Raw genomic sequence first — 19,963 nt, 5'->3', positions numbered from 1 at the left:
TCGGTACGGCGCCGCACAGATGGCTCGCGCCACTAAGCTCTGCTAGCGCTATAGGTTGCCCAATACGACCGACACTTGATGCCGTTGCCCGTCGTCGAGCAACGCAATCCCGTCGGTGATCGATTGCGCAACCCCGTCCAGCTCCAGACCGACCACGCCGCGCGAAACGCCGTCCGGATTGTCCACGCGGATGTCGTAAACGCTGTCGCCATGCCGATACTCCATCCGGTAAGTAGGCCAACCTTTCGGAATACAGGGCGCGAACAGCAGCCGGTCGCCGCGCCGTTGTAAACCCAGCACGGTCTCCAACCCGGCCCGATAGAACCAGCCGGCCGCGCCGGTGTACCAGGTCCAACCGCCGCGCCGGGCATGCGGGGCTTCGGAATAAATGTCCGCCGCCAGCACATAGGGCTCGACCTTATAGGCATACACGCCGGTGCGGCTGGCGGTGCGTTTAATCGGGTTAAGCATGCGCAGCAATTCGCCGGCTTGGTCGCCGTCGCCGAGCAGCGCATAGGCAATCACCGACCAAATCGCCGCGTGAGTATATTGCCCGCCGTTCTCGCGAATGCCGGGCGGATAGCTTTTGATATAACCGGGATCGCGTTCGGTCTTGTCGAACGGCGGCGTGAACAACAGCACCAGGTCGTCGCCGTAACGCACCAAATATTCGCGCACCGACGCCATCGCCCGCCGCGCCCGTTCCGGCTCGGCGGCGCCGGAGATGACGGCCCAGCTCTGGGCAATGGCATCGATGCGACATTCGGCGTTGGTCGCCGAACCCAGCGGCGAACCGTCGTCGAAATACGCGCGCCGGTACCAGGCGCCGTCCCAAGCTTCCGCTTCCAGCGCGACTTGCAGCCGCTCGGCGTGCTCGCGCCAGCGGCCTGCCCGTTCGGATTCACCGCGCGCCTCGGCAATCTCGGCGAAGGCCGACAGCGACGCGATCAGGAACCAGGCCAGCCAGACGCTCTCGCCCTGGCCCCGATTGCCGACCCGATTCATGCCGTCGTTCCAGTCGCCGCTGCCGATCAACGGCAAGCCGTGCGCGCCGGTCGTCAAACTCAAGTCCAACGCTCGGGCGCAATGCTCGAACAAACTGGCCGAACCCTGGGTTTGGCCCGGTTGAAAATACGCGTCGTCCTGGTCGGCCGCCAACAGCGGTCCTTCCAAAAACGGGATTAATTCATCCAGCACCGGCGTATCGCCACTGACCTGCAAATAATGCCGCACCGCAAACGGCAACCAGACCCGGTCGTCGGAAAACCGGGTACGCACGCCGCGACCGGTGGGCGGATGCCACCAATGCTGCACGTCGCCCGGCTCGAACTGGCGGCCGGCGGCGCGCAACAGATGTTCCCGCGTCAAATCCGGCCGGCTCACCGCCAAGGCCATGCCGTCCTGTAATTGATCGCGGAAACCGAAGGCGCCGCCCACCTGATAAAACGCCGCCCTCGCCCACATCCGGCAACTCAGGGTCTGATACAGCAACCAGCCGTTTAATAGAATGTCCAGCTCGCGGTCCGGCGTTTCGACTTGGACCTGGTGCGTAACGCCTTGCCAAGCTTGCTTCACCACGGCGAAGCGGCTTGCCATGTCGAAAGCCCGATGGCGGCGGATCAACTCGACGGCATGGGTTTTGTCGCGACCCTGTCCCAGCAAAAACACGATCTCGATGCGTTGCTTAGGCGCCATTTCCAGCGTCGTTTGCAAGGCCGCGCACGGGTCCAAGCCGGCGCCGACCCGGTTCTTCAGCGGTTTGCGACTCGACAAGCCGGCCGGCGCCTCCAAACTGCCGTTACGACCGAGGAATTCGCCGCGATTCGCGGTCCAAGCCGTCTGCCGGCCGGCCAGATCGGCAAACGCGACGCGTTGACCGAATTCCGGATCCCAGGGGTTATAGGCCAGCAAAGCGCCGGTATCCGAGTCCAGTTCGGTGACGATATGCGGTGCCGTCACGCTGCGCGAGGCACCCAGCACCCATTCCAGATAGGCCGTCACGGTCAGGCGACGGTGGCGGCCGGACTGGTTGGTCAGAATCAACGACGACAGCTTGATCGGATCGTCCGGATCGACGAATTGCAGCAGTTCGGCACGGATGCCGTGCGAGACGTGCTCGAAGCGGCTGTAACCCTGGCCGTGCCTGATCAGATAGCCGGCATTCTCGACCCGAATCGGCAACACGGTCGGGGTCCATAATTCCTGCGTTTCGTCGTCGCGCAAATAAAACACTTCGCCGGGCGCGTCGCCGACCGGATCGTTGGACCAGGGCGTCAATTGGTTTTCCCGGCTATTGCCGGCCCAGGTGCAACCGCTACCCAGCTCCGAAACGGTAAAACCGAACCCTGGATTGGCAATCACGTTAATCCAAGGCGCCGGCGTCCACTGGCCTTTATCCAGCACGATCACATATTCGCTGCCGTCTTCGGCGAAGCCGCCGAGGCCGTTGAAGAACTCCAGGTCCGGCACCGCCAGGACCGGGGCGACTTCCACCGCCCGCGCCGCTCTATGGACAATGAACGGCGAGGCCGGCCGCGGATGACGCAGCAACTGTTCGGCCAAGGTGCCGCGATGGCCGACCAACACCGCCCGAGCCGCCGTTTGCAACAAGCGCCGCTCTTCCAGAGACAGCACGCTGGCTTGCAACGCGAAAATCGCGCCCTGTTGGCCCTGATCGGCGGCGGCGCGGGCCTGATTCTCCCGCACCAGATTTTCCAGCAAGGCCTGCAAGTCCTCGACGTAGGACACTTCCTTCTCGTTTAAGATCAGCAAATCCACGGCCAATCCCTTGATGCGCCAATATTCGTGCGCGCGCAACAATTGCTCGACGATGCCCCGCTCTTCCGGTTCGCCGACCCGCAACAACACGATGGGCCGGTCGCCGGAAATCCCGTGTCGCCAAAGTCCGCCGACGTTCAGCGTATTCGTCTGCGACAGCTTACCGGCCGGTCGCAGCGACGGATCGGCGAAAATCAAGCGGTTAGCCAGCATTTGAAACAATTGCGCTTCATCGGGCTTGGTGCGCAAATGGTGCAATTGCACGTGCGCGTGCGTCCAGGCCAAGGCCGAGACCCGCTCCCAAGCCACCGGATTGTGGTATTTGTCGGCCAAATCCGCCGCCGCTTGGCGCGAGGCCGCCACCAGCGTGGTAAAGGTCAGATGCTCGGTCGCGCCGGCCGCCACTTTCACACGGGTACGCAGACTGAATATCGGGTCCAATACGCAGCCCACCGTATTGCTCAACGGCCTGCCGTCCATCACCGCCAGCGACGCGCGCGCCGTTTGGCCCCGGCCGATAAAACGGGCCCGGTCGGTTTCGTATTGCAGCCCGTCGCCGCTTTGCCGATCGGCCAGTACGTGCGCGGCCCAAACCGGCGCGTCGTCCGGCGCGCGCGGACGCCGATGCGCCAGTAAGGCACGGGTCTGCGGCCAGTATTCGGTTTGCACGAACAGATTGGAGAAGGCCGGATGGGCAATATCCGCGGCCGGGGTGGTCAACACGATTTCCGCATACGAGGTGACCTCGATTTCGCGCGAGTATGCGCCGTTGTTGGTCAAGCTCAACCGGCGAATTTCGGCATCGTCTTCCGGCGACACCACGATTTCCAGCGTGGCGACGATCAAACCGTCGGTGCGGGTAATCCGCGCCCTGTCCTCGACAAACACCACCTCGTAATGGTCCGGGCAGGCCGCCGTCGGCTGATAGCCGGCCGACCAGACTTTGCCGGTTTCGACATCGCGCAAATACAGATAACTACCCCAGGCGTCGCGGGTGGGATCTTCCCGCCAACGGGTTACGGCCTGGTTGCGCCACAGGCTGTAGCCGGAGCCGGCGGCGGTGATCATGACCGCGTAACGGCCGTTGGACAGGAGTTGAGTGGACGGTACCGCCGACATCGGCGAACACAAGCGCCGCACCGGCGGCTGTACGGTTTCCTTGACATCGGACAGCTCTTGCAACAGCGGCGGCACGCTGGTGTCGGCGCCGTGCGGAATGCGTTCCTGCAGCAGCAAATGCGCGGACTGAATCAACGCCGCGCGGTGGAAGCGGTGGCGCATCGTCCCGTCGTGCACCACGTTGGCGAAGGCCACCAGCGACATGCCTTGATGATGCGCCATATAGCAACGTACCAGAGCCACCCGCTGGCCTTCCGCCAGCCGAATCGGTGTGTAGTCCAAGGCTTCGTAGAAACCGTAGCGTCCCACGCCGCCTTCTTGCTCCAGACGCGCGAAGTTTTCCGCGGCGGCGTGCGGCAAATACATCGCCGCCAAGGCCGTCGCGTAAGGCGCGATCACCAGCTCCTCGCCCAAGCCGCGCTTCATGCCCAAGCCGGGCACGCCGAACGCCGAGTATTGATAGGTCAAATACACGTCTCGGCCGTTAAACGCCGATTCGGACACGCCCCAGGGGACGCCGCGCTCCCGGCCATAGGCGATCTGCCGCTTGACGACCAGCCGGCAGGTCTGATCCAGCAAGCTGTAGCGCGGGGTAAAGGTCACCAGCGACGGCATCAAATATTCGAACATCGAGCCGGACCAGGACAGCAAGACCGTGCCGTGAGCGACCCGCGTCACCCGCCGGCCCAGATGAAACCAATGACTGCTCGGCACGTCGCGTTTGGCGATCGCGATAATGCTCGCCAAGCGGGCCTCCGAGGCCAATAGATCGTAGTAACTGGAATCGATGACACCTTGGGCGACGCGGTAGCCGATCGCGAACATGTGGCGACTGGCGTCGTACAAGAATCGAAAGTCCATCTCGCGGAACCAGCTTTCCAACTGCTCGGCGAGCAGATCGAGGCGTTGGCTCAAGGTTTCCGCTTGCTCGCCGGCCCGGCGCAGCAACACCGTCATCGCGGTAATCTCGGAACTCGCCGACGCCGGGCGGTCGCACGCCTGACGATTCGCCCACAGCGCATAGCGCTCCGGCAGATGGCACAGCGGCGTGTCCAGATCGAATGGATGGCTTGGCGGGTCGGATGCGGGGTGGTAGCGCGCCAGAAAATGAATCCACGGCATCAAAGTCGCCACGTCACGCGCATGCGAGCGGATGTCGTCTCGCAGCAAACCGGCCCACACCAGCACTTCGTTGCCCTGGCTATCACCGCGCTCGACGGCATGGGCGTTGGCCAGATCGTGCAAGGCGCCGACGCAATCGGTCAGGCGCCGCCACAATCGACTCCATTCCTCGGCATCGGCGGGGCGCGCGCCGAGCAATTCGCCCAGATCGGCGACTTTGTGGCGCAACTCCGCCAAGCTCACGGTTAGCGTGCGCCGATCGTCGCTGAGTTTGGCTAACGCGTCGCTCAATAAAGCGTGGGTATCGGCCAAGCCGATCAACGCGTTGGACAAGTCCAGCGGCCGATTCGCCATTTCCCGGCAGGCCTGAGCCAGCGTCAACAAGTGGCCGGCCAGATTGCCGCTATCCACGGTGGACACGTAGCGCGGCTCCAGCGTCTGTAAATCGCGGGTGTCGTACCAGTTGTAGAAATGGCCGTGCAGGCGCGGCAACCCGGCCAGCGTCGCCACCGTGGCCTCCAACCGTTCGATGGCGTCGGTCAAACCCAGCCAGCCAAAATCCCGCGCCGCCACGATCGACAACAAATACAAACCGAAATTGGTCGGCGAACTGCGATGGGCGATCACCGGCCGGGGGTCTTCCTGAAAATTGTCCGGCGGTAAAAAGTGTTCCTCGGCGGTCACGAAGGTGGTGAAAAACCGCCAGATGCGCCGGCCGTGGCAACGCAATCGAGCACTGTCGGCCGGCAACAGTACTTCGGCGCTATCGATTTTCGGCGGCAAACTCAAGGCCCGCGCCACCACCGGCGCCAACCACCACAACAATAAAAACGGCGCGGCCGCGACGATCGCGTCCGGATTGAACACCACCACCAGCGCGCCGGCGCCAAACACCACCGACGAGGAATGACTCAACGGCCGGATCAGATTTTTCAAGGCGTGCCCGGCGCCGGCCTTGGCCTGTAAGGCCGTCACCCACTTCAACAGTTTGCGGCGGGTAATGAATAGCCTGACCAGCGTGGTCGAGATGGCGTCGGCCATCAGCCAAGCTTGCTGAGCCAACAAGGTCAGCGCCACTAGGCTGTTGCACAATGCCCACGCGACGTTTTCGCCGGTGCCGCGCAGATGAGTGGCGATCGAAATGCCGCGTCGGGGCGCGCTAAAACCGGCGGTTACCGCCAACACCGCCGGAAAGGCCAGCGCGGTCAGTACGAAGGCGTTCAAGGCCAGCAGCGGCGCGTTCGGCAAACTCCAGCCGAGCACCAGCGCCGAGAACGCCGCCGGTGCAGACAGCGAACGCCGGAGATTGTCCAACATTTTCCAGCGACCAATCATTGGCATTCCCTTGCCCCGCGCGCCGAAGATCCAGGGCAACAACTGCCAATCGCCACGCACCCAGCGGTGTTCGCGCGAAGCGGCCACCTCGGTATGCGACGGAAATTCCTCGAAAAACTCGATATCGCTGACCAAACCGCAGCGGGCGTAGACGCTCTCGAACAAATCGTGGCTGAGCTGGGTATTGTCGGGCACCCGTCCGGCCAATGCCGCCGCGAAACTGTCCACGTGGTAGAGACCCTTGCCGCTGTAGGTACCCAGGCCGAACAGGTCCTGATACAGCTCGGACACCGAACTGGCATAAGCATCGGTACCGGAAGCGCCGGCGAAGATCTGGTGAAACATCGAGCGCTCCTGGCGTTGCGGCAAGGTCGGCGTGACGCGCGGTTGCAGAATGCCGTAGCCGTCGACGACGGTTTGACGGCGCGCATCGAATACCGGCCGATTCAACGGGTGGGCAGCCACACCCACCAGTTGCGCGACCACGCCCATCGGCAGCTTGGTGTCGGCATCCAACGTGATGACGTAACACACGCCCGGCGGCGCGCTGGCCGGCGCGCCGTCCATCGGCAGAAACGAGGTGTCTGTCGCACCGCGCAGCAGGCGATTGAATTCCTGAAGCTTGCCGCGCTTGCGTTCCCAACCCATCCACTTGCCTTCGCTGGGATTCCAGAGCCGCTTGCGGTGAAACACATAAAACCGTTGCCGAGCGTATTTCAGATTCAACGCGGCGATGGCCTCGACCGCCACCGCCAGCAGTGCCGCGTCGTCCGGCTGACTTTCCTGTTCGGCATCCGCCCAGTCCGACAACAACGCAAAGCGCACCGCGCCGTCCGGATTGGCGAGATAGCGAATTTCCATTTGCTCTATTTGTTGCAACACCCCGGCGGCGTTGACGAACAACGTCGGCACCACCACGAAGGTACTCAAGGCCTCCGGCACGCCGTCCTTGAGCTCCAGGCGCGGCAGATGATTGGGCGGCAAGCCGGCCACGATAAAATGGTTCATCCAGCCGATGGCGATGTCCGATGCCGGAAACGCGAACGCCAACGCCAATGCGCATAACTGCCAGCCGGTTAAACCGGCGCTCGCCGATGCGCTCAACGGCAACAGCAACAGCAGCAAGGTCAATACCGCCAGACTGACCACATAGGCGGTACCGGCGTGACTGACATAACTGCGCAACAGTCGTTGTTTCAGGCCGGGCCGATAACCGACCTTGGTTTCGAAGCGGTAACGGCCGGCGCCGATCAAGTAATACCCCGGTTCGGTTTGACGTTCATCGCCGCCATCCCGCGTTACGGCGATTTGCACTTCGGCAATCGCCAGTCTGGCAATCTCGACTTCCGAGGCCGGCGAGCGCTTGGCCAATTCCTCTATCGCATGGCGATAGCGATCGCGGGTCAGAAAATCCATCGCCAGATAGCCTGCGTGCCCGCGCAAACAAGCGTCCACCAGACTAACGTCTTCGACGAATTGCGGCCATTCGAACGCGGAAATCGCCCGCATGCTGGTAATGATGTTACGCACCGTCAGATTGTCGGCGATTTGCGCGGCATGCTCTTGATGCACGATGTCGTCCAGGCTCAGTCCCTGTTCGGCGAGCCAGTCGGTCAGAAACGCCAGGGATAGCGCCACCGCCGGATGCGGGTCGTGCGAGCGCTGCAGTATTTGTACCGCGTACGCTTGCCGCAACGGCTCGGACGGCAGCACGCCGGCCGGAATCGCCGGCTCCGGACTGTCGCTACGCGCGACGATTTGTTCGACTTCATCGACAAACTGGTCGGCCAAGCGACGGCCGTTTTGCGAACGCATGATGTTCACGGCCAGCCGGCGCAGATTCTCGACCAGCAACACCCGCAACGTGATCGGAATGGCCCACAATTCGCCGAGCGTCAGCGGCTCGACGCTTTGGTAAGCATTCACGAACAGAGACAGTAATTCCGGCGAAAACCGGCTGTCGGTGTGGGCCACCAAGGCCCAGGCGATACCGTATACCCGCGGATAGCCGGCCAACACGCCTTCGGCCAGTTTGGGCAATTCCCGCGAATAGCTTTCCGGCAAATCGACGTGAATGTCGCTGATCTGCTCTTCGATGACGTGAAAATTGTCCAGCAACCATTCCGCCGCCGGCGTGATGGCATGCTGTTGCTTGACCGCGCGCGCCACGGCTTTATAGGCCTCCAACAATACCAAGGCATTCTCGCGAACGCGCGGAATCAGCTTGCGGCCTTTCTTTAAATGCGTGACTTTTTGGGCGCGCGCCAGACTGACCGCATGCTGTTCCAGCCGTTCCGTGTTGAACAATTCAAAACGAATCGGCGCTTCCTCGCCGCCGGGATGTTCGCTTCTGACATGCCGCCGCTGTTCTCGCCGTTTGGCCATGAATAATCGCTCCGAGTGGAATGGGGTGGTCGCGCGGCCGGGCCGGCGAGGTCGATAGGGTTCCCGCCAGACGATTGAGACGAAGAACGGCTTGGGCCGGACGCCGACCAGCCCAAGGTTTACCAAAAGTCGGCAGGCTAAATCCTGCCGAGCACCACCAAAATCAGGATGATGACTAATATCAAGCCTAAGCCGCCACTGGGTCCGTATCCCCACGACCGGCTATGCGGCCAGACCGGAATAACGCCCAACAACATCAGGATTAACAGGACAAGCAGAATGGTGCTCAGTGACATGATGGTTCTCCAATTGAGGCGAGGCTGTGATAGGAATAACGCGGCAAAACCTTTCGCGGAAACCAAGCGGCGTTAACCGTTACCCAGCGGATTTCCCAGGTCGCTAAGTCGCTCGGTAAATCCTCGCCAAAACCGGCGCGACCGACGATCTAGACTTGCCAACCGGAAACGCTTTGCCCATTCAACGGTGTATCAGCCCCAATACGCCGACGACAATCAAATACACCGCCACGAAATAATTCAGAAACCGGGGCACCATCAAAATCAATAGGCCAATCACCAGCGCCAATACAGGTTCAATTGCCGGATGCATTGCTTATCTCCGCGTAAAGTCGAGCTTGTAGCTTAGCGCTTGGCCCCGGCGGGAGTCTGTACGCTGTCGCACATACGTGCGGCGTTTTCAGCGGCCGACGCCGGGCAGCCACGGTTCGCGGGGTCGCCGCCAATTTGCCGCCGCTATTTCAGTTTGGCGGCGACATCGGCCAAACTGCTTCTTAAATCATCCCACACCCGGTCGGCCGTCAGTTTCATCGCATCCCAACCCTCATGACCGGACGCCTCCAGTTCGGTCATTTTTGCTTCGGCGGCCAGTTGCTTGGCGCGCAGCGCATTGAGTTCCTCGATGTAATTCAGTTTTACCAGTGCTGCGGCTTTCTCGGTTTTTTCGGATAACTGATCGATATCCGCGCTCCACTCTCTGAGCTGAGTCGCCAATATTTCGATGTATTCGTTTTTGGTTTTCATGGATGTCTCGCTGATGATGGGAGTTTGAACGACAATTCAACGGCTGCGATATCGAATGGCCCTTGACCCGTTCGCCGTTCGATTTAGGGGTTCGACCACGTAAACGACAACGGTGAACGGTGTTTGGCATCGACCGTGACCGGTTTGCGAATCGCTTGGCCGGCATGCTCGGCACTGACCTGATAGCGACCCGGCTTCAGTTTGGCGAACAGCATCGGGCCTTCGGAAACGGTATCCAGCACGATTGCGCCGTTGCCGTCGCTGATCCTGACCGTGACATCGCTCAAATACTCGCCGCTGCCTCGTGTCGAAAACAGCAGGCCCAGGTTGTAATCGGTGCGGACCTTTTTCAAGGCCGCTCGCTCGTCCTCGCCGATACCGCCGCTGATAAAGCTGACCTGACCTTGACTGCGTTCCTCGATCAACTCGGCGTGGGCGGATACGGCGTACAGCAAGCACGCTAACATTAAGGCCGGATAAGGTCTGTTCATGATCGTGACTCCGAGTAGCGGTGCGTTAAGGATTGGAACACGGTCCGGCCACCGAAGCCGACCGGGTGCCGGCCGGTCTTCGCTTGAGGCAATTTGACGGCCATTTCGACCTGTCAGCGGCTGGCTAGATTGCCGTTTTCGTCAGACAAAATGATTTCCACCCGGCGATTCAATTGCCGGTTGGCAGCCGTGTCGTTGTCCGCCACCGGATATTCTTCGCCGTAACCTCGGGTCATGATTCGATCGCTGTTCACGCCGCCGTCGACTAACGCGGTGCGCACCGCGTAGGCGCGCCGGTCGGAAAGTTCTTCGTTAAATTCGGCGCTGCCCTTGCTGTCGGTGTAACCCTCGATCAAGACCTTGTAGCCGGAATACTGTTTCAGAAAGTCGGCTAGTTTATCGACGTTGCGCAGTCCGCCGCTCTGCAAGCGTGCTTTATTGCTGCGAAACAGCACGTCGCCCAGCGTGATCACCAAACCGCGCGCAGTTTTCTTGGCGTTCAGTTGGTTGATCAAGATGTCCTGTTGAGCCAGCAGCGCCTGATCGCGCTCGCTGTTGACGCCGGCCACCGCCAATTCGGTGTTTTGTCTATCCACGGTTTGCTGACTGAGCGCCGCTTGGCGCTTGGCGGCATCGGCTTCGGCGGTTCTGGCATCCAAGCGCACTTGGTTACGTTTGCCTTCGGCGTTACTGACCGCGGTTTCGGCGACTTTGCGGATCGCGGTAGCTTGGGCGATGGCCACCTGTTGCGTCGCGACATAGGCAAAGTGATTGACGGCTTCATCCTCGTCGTCTTCGGCGTAGGCCAGATCGGCTTTTTTCAAGCTATCGTCGGCTTGCTTCATTTCCAGTTCGGCCAGCGTGCCGACTTGGGTATTGACGCGGGCGTTGTTGTAAGCGTTATGAGCATCGGTCAATGCCGGGTTGGGCACCGTGCCGCAGCCGGACAGAATCGCGGCGGTGATCAGCGGCAGTGGAAACATTCGGAAGGTTTGCATCATTCTCTCCATTGGGATTATTGGGCTTTACGGTCGATTTCTTCGCGCAGCACGCGATTGCTTTCCCCCAATTCGCTAGCGGCTTTTTGAGCCTTGGCGGCGCGGGCGGTGGCGGCGGCCAATTGGGCATCGACCTGAGCCTGCTCGGCGAGTTGGCGGGCCTGTAAATATTCCTGCTGCGTCATCGCCCGCTCGGCGGCGTCCATTTTCAACACGGCCGATCTTAGCGAGATCGGCGCGTATTCATTGCCGCCGGCACTAGTGGCGCTATTGAGCGCCGCCTTGGACACGGCCAATTGTTCGGTCGGCGGCGCCACGCTGGCGCATCCGGCAATCAAGGTTGCCATTGCCATGGCGAGGCTCGCAAGCGCGACGGCGGTTCCGGGGTATTGGATGGGTGTCATGACTTTTGTCCGGTGAATGAAATATCGAATGGCATCGCTGCCCGGCTTTCCCGCCGCTACCGTTGCTTCGAACTCCGCGTCGGCCTGGGAGATTTTTACGCTCGGTACTAACGCGGATGGTAGGATGGTGATGGGAGCGATTCGGGAAAGCGTCGGACTTGATTAAACGCCTTTGTGCGATTCAACACAGTTCGCTAACGTACATAAGCCCAATCGCGTACATGGCGCGAAGCGCCGATGCGAATAGCAGGAGTCGGTAAGGCATGGACCAAGTTTGGGATGGAGTCGAGCGGCGGCAGTCGCTCAGAGCCAGGGCCGAAGCCCTGGTGGTGAGTTTGTCGCCGGAGAAAGCCGATTCCAAACCGGCCGACGTGCTGATGCACGAACTGCTGGTGCATAAAATCGAGCTCGAGATGCAGAACGACGAGTGGCAGCGCACCTATCGGGCGCTGGCGGAATTGCACGATCATTATCAGGCGTTGTTCGAGTTTGCCCCAAGCGCCTATGTGGTGATCGACGCCAACGATCAAATCGGCGACATCAATCTGACCGGCGCCGATCTGTTCGGAGACGCGGAGAGCCGGTTAACCGGTCTGCGTTTCTCGAAATTGGTCGCCGACGATCAACGCGACGACTGGTACCGGCATTTTCGCTATCTGATGGATTCTCCGAAGGCGAAACGACTGGCCTTCGATATCCCGATGATCCGATCCGACGGCACGCTCTTCGCGGCGCATCTCGATTGTCTGCGCCACGAGCGTCCGGACACGCCGCCCCAGCTGTTTGTTTTATTGGCCGAAGTCGGGCCGGGCTGAACGGCTAAAGATCTTTTAGCAAGCGGTTGCATGGGGACGCCATCATGGCTTTCTCGAACTCAGCGACGGCTTCGACGATCGCCGGCTCCAAACGGCAATCCGGCCATTGGTTTTGCCCGCATCGTTCGAGTGCGGTCAGTGCCGCGCCTATCGTTAAGGCATTGATATCCATGGCCGGCAAGTAAGTCCGGGCGCCGTCGTCGCGGCTTTTCAGTTCGACAATCAGCCGGCCGGCGACCAGCCTGGATAACAGGTCTTCGGCGATTTCGACCGGAATTGCCAAGCTTTCGGCAATTTGAGCGGCGCTTAACGGCGTATTCAAGGACGCTAAATTCTTGACGATCAGGCGCAGGACGTGCAGCGCGATCAGCTTGTTCAGCTGAATACTAAAACCAGCGGGCTGGACCCAATTTCGATCGCTCCGGCGATGCTGAATATAAAATCCCAACTCGCACCCGTATAACACAATCATCCAGCCGCCTTGCAGCCACACCACGAATAACGGCAAGGCGGCAAAACTGCCGTAAATGGCGTTATAGCTCGATACGCCGATTTGCAAACTCAAATAGACCCATTGCGATAAGGAATACACGGCGCCGGTCACCATGCCGGCGATGATACCGGCGCGATAGCTGATGTTAGTGTTCGGCATGACGATAAACAGTACCGCGAACAAGCCGCTCATCAGCACGATCGGCGAGAAACTTAACGCGCCGACGATCAGCCAAGTGCCGAACGCCGGCAGCGCCAATTCGGCCATCAGCCAGCTTATCCGGATTTTGACGAATACGATCAAACTGCTGGCGGTGATCAACACCACCGGTGCCAACAACATCCACGCCAAATAATCGGCGAATTTGCGAGCCGGGGTTCGGCCCTTCGCGATTTTCCAGATGGCGTTAAACGCTGCCTCGATATTGCCGATCAAGCCAATCACGGTCCAAAACAGTAGGGCTATTCCTATCCCGGCCACTAATTCGCCCTGCGTGCTTTCCAGAAGTTTTCCCGCGAAATCGATCAATTGCGCGGCCAACGCATCCGAGTTCAAACCGCGCCCCAGCAGATGCCGCACGGTCGCGCCGTCGAAGCCGAAGCCCTTGGCAATGCCGAATACCACCGCAATCATCGGAACGATCGAAAATAGCGTATACAGGGTTAACGCGGCGGCTCTCAACGAGCCAAGATCGTCGGCAAAGCCCCGCCAGGCCAACATCAGCAGTTTTGCGCCGTCCAGGAACGCGGCCCACGCGGGTGACGGCTTTTTCGGCGCCAACCGCCAAAACCACGCCCGAAAAGCGTTAAATATCCAAGCGCTCATGCGCGAGGCTGTCGGCTGCCTCGACCGCGAGTTGGGATTCGGCCGGACCGGAACGGAATCGCTGGCAATCGCCCACTATTCCGCGTCGCCGAGATAGAGACTTTCGATCAACAGCCGTTCATCGCGCGTCAACAATTGCTTCGAGTAATTCCGCGACGAACGGACGTTCCCCGTTATCCGTCCCAACCGCCGATCGACTACACGCCGTTCTTCGCAACGCCGGGCTTCGGTGCGTCTATCTTGCCTGGGCCAAGCCAAATAGGCGTTTTCGATGTTTTCGATCCAAGCCGCAGAACCAAACGGGTCGGGCATATTCCGTCGGTCGGCAAGACGCCGATCCGCTAACAACCGACGCGGTTCACTGCGAAATTCACGGTCGTTCATTTTCGTATCCACTCCAATAACGGCGACAGCAAGTCGCTGGCGCGGTCGATAACAAGGCTTGACGTATTGGGGTTCAGCATGCGATCGGATGGCCTCCGCGTCTGTACGGCACTGCACACAATCGGGTTCAACAAGGCGGAGGCGGGCCGGCGGAATCGCTTTTCGACCTCAGCGGGCGCGGGCCAAACCGTTTTGACGGTTTCGGTAGCGCGCCAAGGCCCACAATGGGAAGTACTTATCGTAGCCGTGGTATTTCAGGTAGAAGAACTTGGGAAAGCCCGGCGCGTTAAAACAGTCGTCTTGCCATCCGCCGTCCGCTTGTTGAGTGTTCAGCAAATAGCCGACGCCGGCCGCGACTTCCGGCGCGCCGGTTTCGTCGGCGGCCAGCAAGGCCAGTACCGCCAGAGCGGTATGAAACGCGGTGCTGGTATCGAATTCGCCGCGGCTGTTCGGAGTATGGTAGCTGATATTGCTTTCGCCCCAACCGCCATCGGCGCGCTGCTTGGATTTCAGCCAAGCCACCGCTCGGCGCACGCTAGCGTCGTTGGCGGAGACGCCCGCTTCCGCGAAACCGAGCAATACCGACCAGGTCCCGTACAGATAATTGGTACCCCAGCGCCCGAACCAGGAACCATCGGCTTCCTGCTCGGCGCGCAAGTAAGCGATGCATCGCGCGATCGTGGCGCTATACTCCGGGTGCGCGCCATCGAGCCGACCCAGCAGCATGATGCAACGCGCGCTGACGTCGGCGCTGGGCGGATCGAGCAGCGCGCCGTGGTCGGCAAACGGAATTTGATTTAAAAAATAATGGTCGTTGTCGGCATCGAACGCGCCGTAACCGCCGTTGCGCGACTGCATGCCGGCTATCCAGTCCGCCGCCCGCCGAATCGGCTCGGCGAACGCCGGCGCCTCGGCTTGGCTCATCGCATAAGCGACGACGGCGGTATCGTCGACATCCGGATAATAACTATTGCCGAACTGAAAGGCCCAACCGCCGCCGGCCAGGCCGGGGCGCTGGGTTTGCCAATCGCCCGGCTGATCGCGCAATTGTTTGCCGGCCAGCCAGCGCAAGGCAGTATCGGTGGCGCGCCGGCTCGACGGCTCGTGGTCATGCCTATCGACTTCCTGCAAGGCCAACACGGCCAGACCGGTATCCCAGACCGGCGATACGCAGGGCTGGCAATACGCCGTATCCGCCTTGACGACCAGCAAGCCGTCGATCGCCGCCCTGGCGATGCGCCGTTCGGCGTTATCGGCCGGGATACCCAGGTAATCCATCGCTTCGTAGGCGTTGACCATCGCGGTAAATATCGCACCCAAGCCGTCGTATCCATTCAAGCGGGCCGTAAACCAAGCGGTGGCTTGGGCGGTTGCCTTGCGGCGGACAAATCCGGGAATCAGCGGCTCCAGTAAGCGACCACAGCGGTCCAGCAGCAAAATCGCTTTGCCCAGCGGCGTTTTAACCTGCGAAAAATAGTCTCTTTCCAAGTTGGGCGGGGTCGAGAACAATTCGGCGACGTCGATTCCGCGCGGATTGCGGGCCTGGACTCGGTAGCTGCACAGTATCGAGAGCGGCACCATCACGGTCCGCGACCAATACGCCACCTTGTCGAGATGAAACGGAAACCACTTTGGCAGCAACATGATTTCCACCGGGATAAACGGTACGGCCCGCCACGGAATTTGCCGGAACATCGCCAGCATGATGCGGGTAAACACATTGGACTTGGCCGCGCCGCCGTGACGCAGCACCCAATGCCGCGCGCGGCGCATGTGCGGCGCATCGGTCGCGTCGCCGGCTAGTTTTAACGCGTAATAGACTTTAACGGTGCAACTCAGGTCGCCGGCGCCGCCCTTGAATAGCGGATAGCTACCGTCCGAGCCGGCTTGAGCGCGCAGAAAATGGGCAATCTTGGCTTCCAGGCCTTGGTCGATTTCGGCCATGAAATGCATCATCAGAATGTATTCGGCTGGAATGGTGCAATCGGCTTCCAGCTCGAACACCCAATAGCCGGCCGGATTTTGCAGGGCCAATAAGCGGCGTTTGGCGTTGGCGATCGCCCGATCCAAGGTCGCCGACTTGCCGTCGGAGCAGCCATCGCGAAGTTCCGCATCGGGCGTTGTCACGTTTTCTGTCAGCATGATTTCGGTCTCTGCATACTCGGGTTTGGTGAGGCTGGCGTTTGCGAGGTTCGGGTCGATTGACGACCCTCAAAAAAAACCGCGGCAACTAACATACGTTGTCGCGGCTTGAGGCACTTTGAGTATTACGCCCCGTGCAACGCCGCTCGCCAGTCCGGGAAACACGGTCTTTCCGCGCCAAGCCCGGAATGGATTCGGCGCGAGCGAAGCGACGGATAGTCTTGGAACCCGGCAATTAGCGATCGTCGCCGGCGAAACCGCCAAACCGTTTTCGCCCGCATCGGGAAAATGCAGTTTACGGTTCGGCCCGAACGCAGTCTGTACGCTAGCGCACTTAGCGCGGCGCGCGGGTTTGCCGCGCCTAACAGAACTCCGCTGGCTCGCTCTGTTCTTTAACGCACGTAGGGAAATTCGATTTTCCTGTACGATGGGCGTTTACACCAACCGATCGAAAGGAATCCCTTAATTTATCCGCCCATCAAACAGGCCGCCGATGACCGATCTTAACTATCCGCAACAGAACCATTTGCTGAACGCGCTACCGCCGGCGGAATACGAACGGCTGTTGCCGCATATGGAACTCGTCGATACGCCGCTTGGCGAAGTGATTTACGAATCAGGCGGCGAGTTGCGCTATGTCTACTTCCCAACCAATTGCATCATCTCCTTGCTGTACGTGATGGAAAACGGCGCCTCGGCGGAAATCGCGGTGGTCGGCAACGACGGCATGGTCGGCGTGGCGATGTTCATGGGCGGCGGCAGCATGCCGAATCGGGCGGTCGTGCAAAGCGCCGGGCACGCCTACCGCTTGCGCGGAAACTTGTTGATGCGGGAATTCAATCGCTACGATGCGATGTTGCACCTGCTGCTGCGCTACACCCAAGCCTTGATTACCCAAATGGCGCAAACCGCGGTCTGCAACCGCCATCATTCGGTGGACCAACAGCTGTGCCGCTGGTTGTTGTTGAGTCTGGACCGATTGCCGTCCAACGAATTGACGATGACTCAGGAACTGATCGCCAATATGCTGGGCGTGCGCCGCGAAGGCGTCACCGAGGCGGCCGGAAAATTGCAGCAAGCCGGCTTGATTCACTATAGCCGGGGCCGGATTACCGTGTTGGACAGGCCCGGCCTGGAAGAGCGGGTTTGCGAATGCTACCGGGTGGTGAAAGCCGAGTCCGACAGACTGCTCCCGAGTAACCAACAGACCGTGAATTGCCGGCCGGCTTAAGCGTGGATCGGTCTAAGCCCGCCGCCGGACCGACATTCACGAGGGGCCGAAAAAAGCCGGGGTTAGCCGGCTTTGCTTCCTGATTGCATTCAGCGGCATGCCGACGCTCGGCAGCTCTGTCGGCGAGATTATTTTTCCAACTGCATTTCGACGATACCCTGTTCCAATTCGCTGATACCGTCCGACAAGTTACCGGCCTTTCCGGCTTTGATCGCGGCTTTCAGTTTGGCGTTGGCCCGTTGCAGCCGAATCGAGCTGCCTTGCTCGTTTTGTTGCTTCAAGGCTTCCCAGGCGACCGTGGCGCTCTCGACGAAGGCCTGTTGATTGCCGGCCTTACCCACCTCTATCGCGCTGTTGGATAGCGCAATCAATTTGGTGAAACTTTCGTTCATGGGACTGCCGGCGGCAGCCGCCTGCAGCGAAGCGAGCGTCAGCAGCAACGCGATTAAATAGTGTGTGATTTTCATAAATTTGCCTGTGTCGTTGTGTTTGTTATTGGCGCCACCGGCGAATCGGTCAGGCATGAGAACCTTCGCGAAATCCGTCCTGGCGCTCTGAAACCGCGAAGATCAAACTTGTCACCGGATGTCTGCGTTCGGTCGCTGGGCTTCACCTCAGCTGCGACCAGAATACGGCGGCTCCGTGCCGAAGTCTGTACGCTAAAGCACATAGGCGGCTGCTCGCGACGCAAACCGCGCATCGGCCGGTCCGTACGCTAACATACAGACAACCCTCGGCCTTAACGCTATTCTGGCCGCCAAGCTGTCGGCCCGTCGCCCAAGATCGCCGACTCCACCCGCCCTCGCGGTCCCGAACCCAAAATCGGGCGTCCTCAAATCACCCCAGGAGCACGCTTTGTCCACGATACTCGCGGTTACCGCTCCCAACCGGCTGTTGGATTCCCTACCCGTGACCGATCGCAATCTGGTACTACGCCACTGCGAACCGGTCCATTTGGCCTTTGCCGAGGTGCTGTATCTGGCCGGCGCGCGCATACCGCATGTATATTTTCCGACCGGCGGTTTTGTTTCGCTGGTTACGCCGATGGGCGACGGTAGCGGTTTGGAAGTCGGCTTGATCGGCTACGAAGGCATGTTGGGAATTACACTGATGTTGGATGTCGATATCGCGCCATTTCAAGCGCTGGTGCAAGGGGCGGGTTCCGCGTTGCGCATGCCGGCCACGGCGTTTTTGACGGAGTTGGCGCGCAGTCATTCCTTGCAAATAGCCACGAAACGCTATTTGTACGTCTCGATGAGCCAGTTGGCGCAAACGGCGGCTTGCAACCGGTTTCACCAAGTGGAGGCCCGCCTGGCGCGGTGGTTGCTGATGACCCACGACCGCGCCCATACCGACACCTTTCACGTCACCCACATCTTTCTGGCTTATATTTTGGGCGTGCGCCGGGTCGGCATCACCAAGGCCGCGCTGTCCCTGCAAGAACAGGCCTTGATTCGCTATCGGCGCGGCGACATCACGATTTTGGATAGAAGCGGCCTGGAGGCCGCCGCTTGCGACTGCTATCGCATCGAGACCGAAACCTACCGGCGCATCTTGGGCGGTGCTTGAAGCCCGGCTTGACCAACGCCCTCACCCAATCGGCCAATCGGCGTCGGCCAAACCAAATCCGAGAATCTTAGCTGAGTTCTTTCAGCGGCTTATCGGCCGTCAAATTGCTCCAACCGATCACGATTCGATAGATCAGCAGCAGCAAGGTCGGAATCAAGACCACCAAACTCAATTGAATATCGATCATCAATACCAGACCGGACAGCGCAAAGCCGGCCAGGGTGACCCATACGGTTTTAATCTGCCAATTGAAATGCGATTCCAACCAGGTTCCCTTGACGTTGTTCCGATAGAAAAAGTTGATGGCCACGCCGGCCAGCAACGGAAAGCCGGCGAGTGCAAACGTCAACACCTGGCACAGGTAGACGGTGGCGGTGATTTTTTTGAGCGCGGCAAAGTCCTCGGAGGGATGGTCGTGCGTGATGGTGGTGTTCATGGTGGCTTACCTCGTCGTTAAAAACCCTTCTATCGTTCCGTAAGGCTGACATAGCCCGGCGAAACCCTGTTCGGCAACGCCGAACTCGCACTCTGAAATCTAGCCTTTAAATCCTCGGTTGTCGGTGCGCTAGCGCACGCCGACTCGGGCCAGCGCCGGTCCGGCTTGGTACGCTAGCGCACAGACCGAATACACCCGACAGGTTAGCCTTGCCTGAGCTCCCCGCGCGGCGTTACGCGACAACGCCAACGCGTTTCATCCTAAAAAGGGCAGTTGGCGTGTATTGCGGGCCGTTCGTGCTGAGCAACGTCGAAGCATGGACGGCTCGCAATACACTCACCAAACGGGTGAATGAAAAATCCCGCGCGCCCTTCGACAAGCTCAGGACGAACGGGA

The 19,963-nt window shown here is 60.2% G+C and carries 15 protein-coding genes; 3 read left to right on the top strand and 12 right to left on the bottom strand.

Annotated elements, in window-relative coordinates; genetic code table 11:
• Positions 1–48: 48 nt before the first annotated feature.
• The 7 genes from ACQE3D_RS11015 to ACQE3D_RS10985 form a co-directional block, all read right to left on the bottom strand.
• Positions 49–8,739 (bottom strand): GH36-type glycosyl hydrolase domain-containing protein, encoded by an 8,691-nt coding sequence (locus ACQE3D_RS11015; RefSeq protein WP_313727930.1) that lies wholly within the window; start codon positions 8,737–8,739, stop codon positions 49–51.
• A 137-nt stretch (positions 8,740–8,876) separates the two neighbouring features.
• Entirely contained in the window at positions 8,877–9,035 is a 159-nt protein-coding gene (locus ACQE3D_RS11010) for a DUF3309 family protein (RefSeq protein WP_064506546.1), read from the bottom strand.
• 181 nt (positions 9,036–9,216) lie between these two features.
• Positions 9,217–9,348: a DUF3096 domain-containing protein gene (locus tag ACQE3D_RS11005; protein ID WP_083385865.1), complete on the bottom strand. Its 132-nt coding sequence runs from the start codon at positions 9,346–9,348 to the stop codon at positions 9,217–9,219.
• 143 nt (positions 9,349–9,491) lie between these two features.
• Positions 9,492–9,779, bottom strand: coding sequence for a hypothetical protein (locus tag ACQE3D_RS11000; RefSeq protein ID WP_064031208.1), 288 nt, complete (start codon positions 9,777–9,779; stop codon positions 9,492–9,494).
• 83 nt (positions 9,780–9,862) lie between these two features.
• Positions 9,863–10,270 (bottom strand): carboxypeptidase-like regulatory domain-containing protein, encoded by a 408-nt coding sequence (locus ACQE3D_RS10995; RefSeq protein ID WP_313727931.1) that lies wholly within the window; start codon positions 10,268–10,270, stop codon positions 9,863–9,865.
• A 113-nt stretch (positions 10,271–10,383) separates the two neighbouring features.
• Positions 10,384–11,268 carry an OmpA family protein gene (locus tag ACQE3D_RS10990; protein WP_313727932.1) on the bottom strand — a complete coding sequence of 295 codons (885 nt, stop codon included), beginning with the start codon at positions 11,266–11,268 and terminating at the stop codon, positions 10,384–10,386.
• Between the two features lie 17 nt (positions 11,269–11,285).
• The gene (locus ACQE3D_RS10985; protein WP_313727933.1) at positions 11,286–11,672 is read right to left on the bottom strand and encodes a DUF4398 domain-containing protein; all 387 of its coding nucleotides are present in this window, start codon (positions 11,670–11,672) and stop codon (positions 11,286–11,288) included.
• A 263-nt stretch (positions 11,673–11,935) separates the two neighbouring features.
• Here ACQE3D_RS10985 and ACQE3D_RS10980 point away from each other — a divergent pair, with 263 nt between their 5' ends.
• Positions 11,936–12,487: a PAS domain S-box protein gene (locus ACQE3D_RS10980; protein ID WP_313727934.1), complete on the top strand. Its 552-nt coding sequence runs from the start codon at positions 11,936–11,938 to the stop codon at positions 12,485–12,487.
• 4 nt (positions 12,488–12,491) lie between these two features.
• Here ACQE3D_RS10980 and ACQE3D_RS10975 read toward each other — a convergent pair whose 3' ends face one another.
• The 3 genes from ACQE3D_RS10975 to shc form a co-directional block, all read right to left on the bottom strand.
• The gene (locus tag ACQE3D_RS10975; protein WP_313727935.1) at positions 12,492–13,805 is read right to left on the bottom strand and encodes a YihY/virulence factor BrkB family protein; all 1,314 of its coding nucleotides are present in this window, start codon (positions 13,803–13,805) and stop codon (positions 12,492–12,494) included.
• Between the two features lie 75 nt (positions 13,806–13,880).
• Positions 13,881–14,117 carry a hypothetical protein gene (locus ACQE3D_RS10970; RefSeq protein WP_313727936.1) on the bottom strand — a complete coding sequence of 79 codons (237 nt, stop codon included), beginning with the start codon at positions 14,115–14,117 and terminating at the stop codon, positions 13,881–13,883.
• Between the two features lie 240 nt (positions 14,118–14,357).
• Complete coding sequence (gene shc, locus ACQE3D_RS10965; RefSeq protein ID WP_313727937.1) at positions 14,358–16,331, bottom strand: squalene--hopene cyclase; 1,974 nt, start codon at positions 16,329–16,331, stop codon at positions 14,358–14,360.
• A gap of 493 nt (positions 16,332–16,824) precedes the next feature.
• Between shc and ACQE3D_RS10960 the strand changes: the two genes are divergently transcribed.
• Positions 16,825–17,562 carry a Crp/Fnr family transcriptional regulator gene (locus ACQE3D_RS10960; RefSeq protein WP_313727938.1) on the top strand — a complete coding sequence of 246 codons (738 nt, stop codon included), beginning with the start codon at positions 16,825–16,827 and terminating at the stop codon, positions 17,560–17,562.
• A 128-nt stretch (positions 17,563–17,690) separates the two neighbouring features.
• Here the strand turns inward: ACQE3D_RS10960 and ACQE3D_RS10955 are convergent, their stop codons facing one another.
• Entirely contained in the window at positions 17,691–18,029 is a 339-nt protein-coding gene (locus ACQE3D_RS10955; protein WP_313727939.1) for a small metal-binding protein SmbP, read from the bottom strand.
• Between the two features lie 388 nt (positions 18,030–18,417).
• Here ACQE3D_RS10955 and ACQE3D_RS10950 point away from each other — a divergent pair, with 388 nt between their 5' ends.
• Positions 18,418–19,131 (top strand): Crp/Fnr family transcriptional regulator, encoded by a 714-nt coding sequence (locus ACQE3D_RS10950; protein WP_168030693.1) that lies wholly within the window; start codon positions 18,418–18,420, stop codon positions 19,129–19,131.
• Positions 19,132–19,198: 67 nt separating this feature from the next.
• Here ACQE3D_RS10950 and ACQE3D_RS10945 read toward each other — a convergent pair whose 3' ends face one another.
• Positions 19,199–19,567 carry a DUF4870 family protein gene (locus ACQE3D_RS10945; RefSeq protein WP_313727940.1) on the bottom strand — a complete coding sequence of 123 codons (369 nt, stop codon included), beginning with the start codon at positions 19,565–19,567 and terminating at the stop codon, positions 19,199–19,201.
• Positions 19,568–19,963: the final 396 nt, after the last annotated feature.

The sequence above is a fragment of the Methylomonas sp. MS20 genome, from assembly GCF_050275925.1.
GTDB lineage: Bacteria > Pseudomonadota > Gammaproteobacteria > Methylococcales > Methylomonadaceae > Methylomonas > Methylomonas koyamae_A.
Note: the sequence above shows the minus strand (reverse complement) of the source record. Positions and strands in the feature narration are given on the sequence as shown.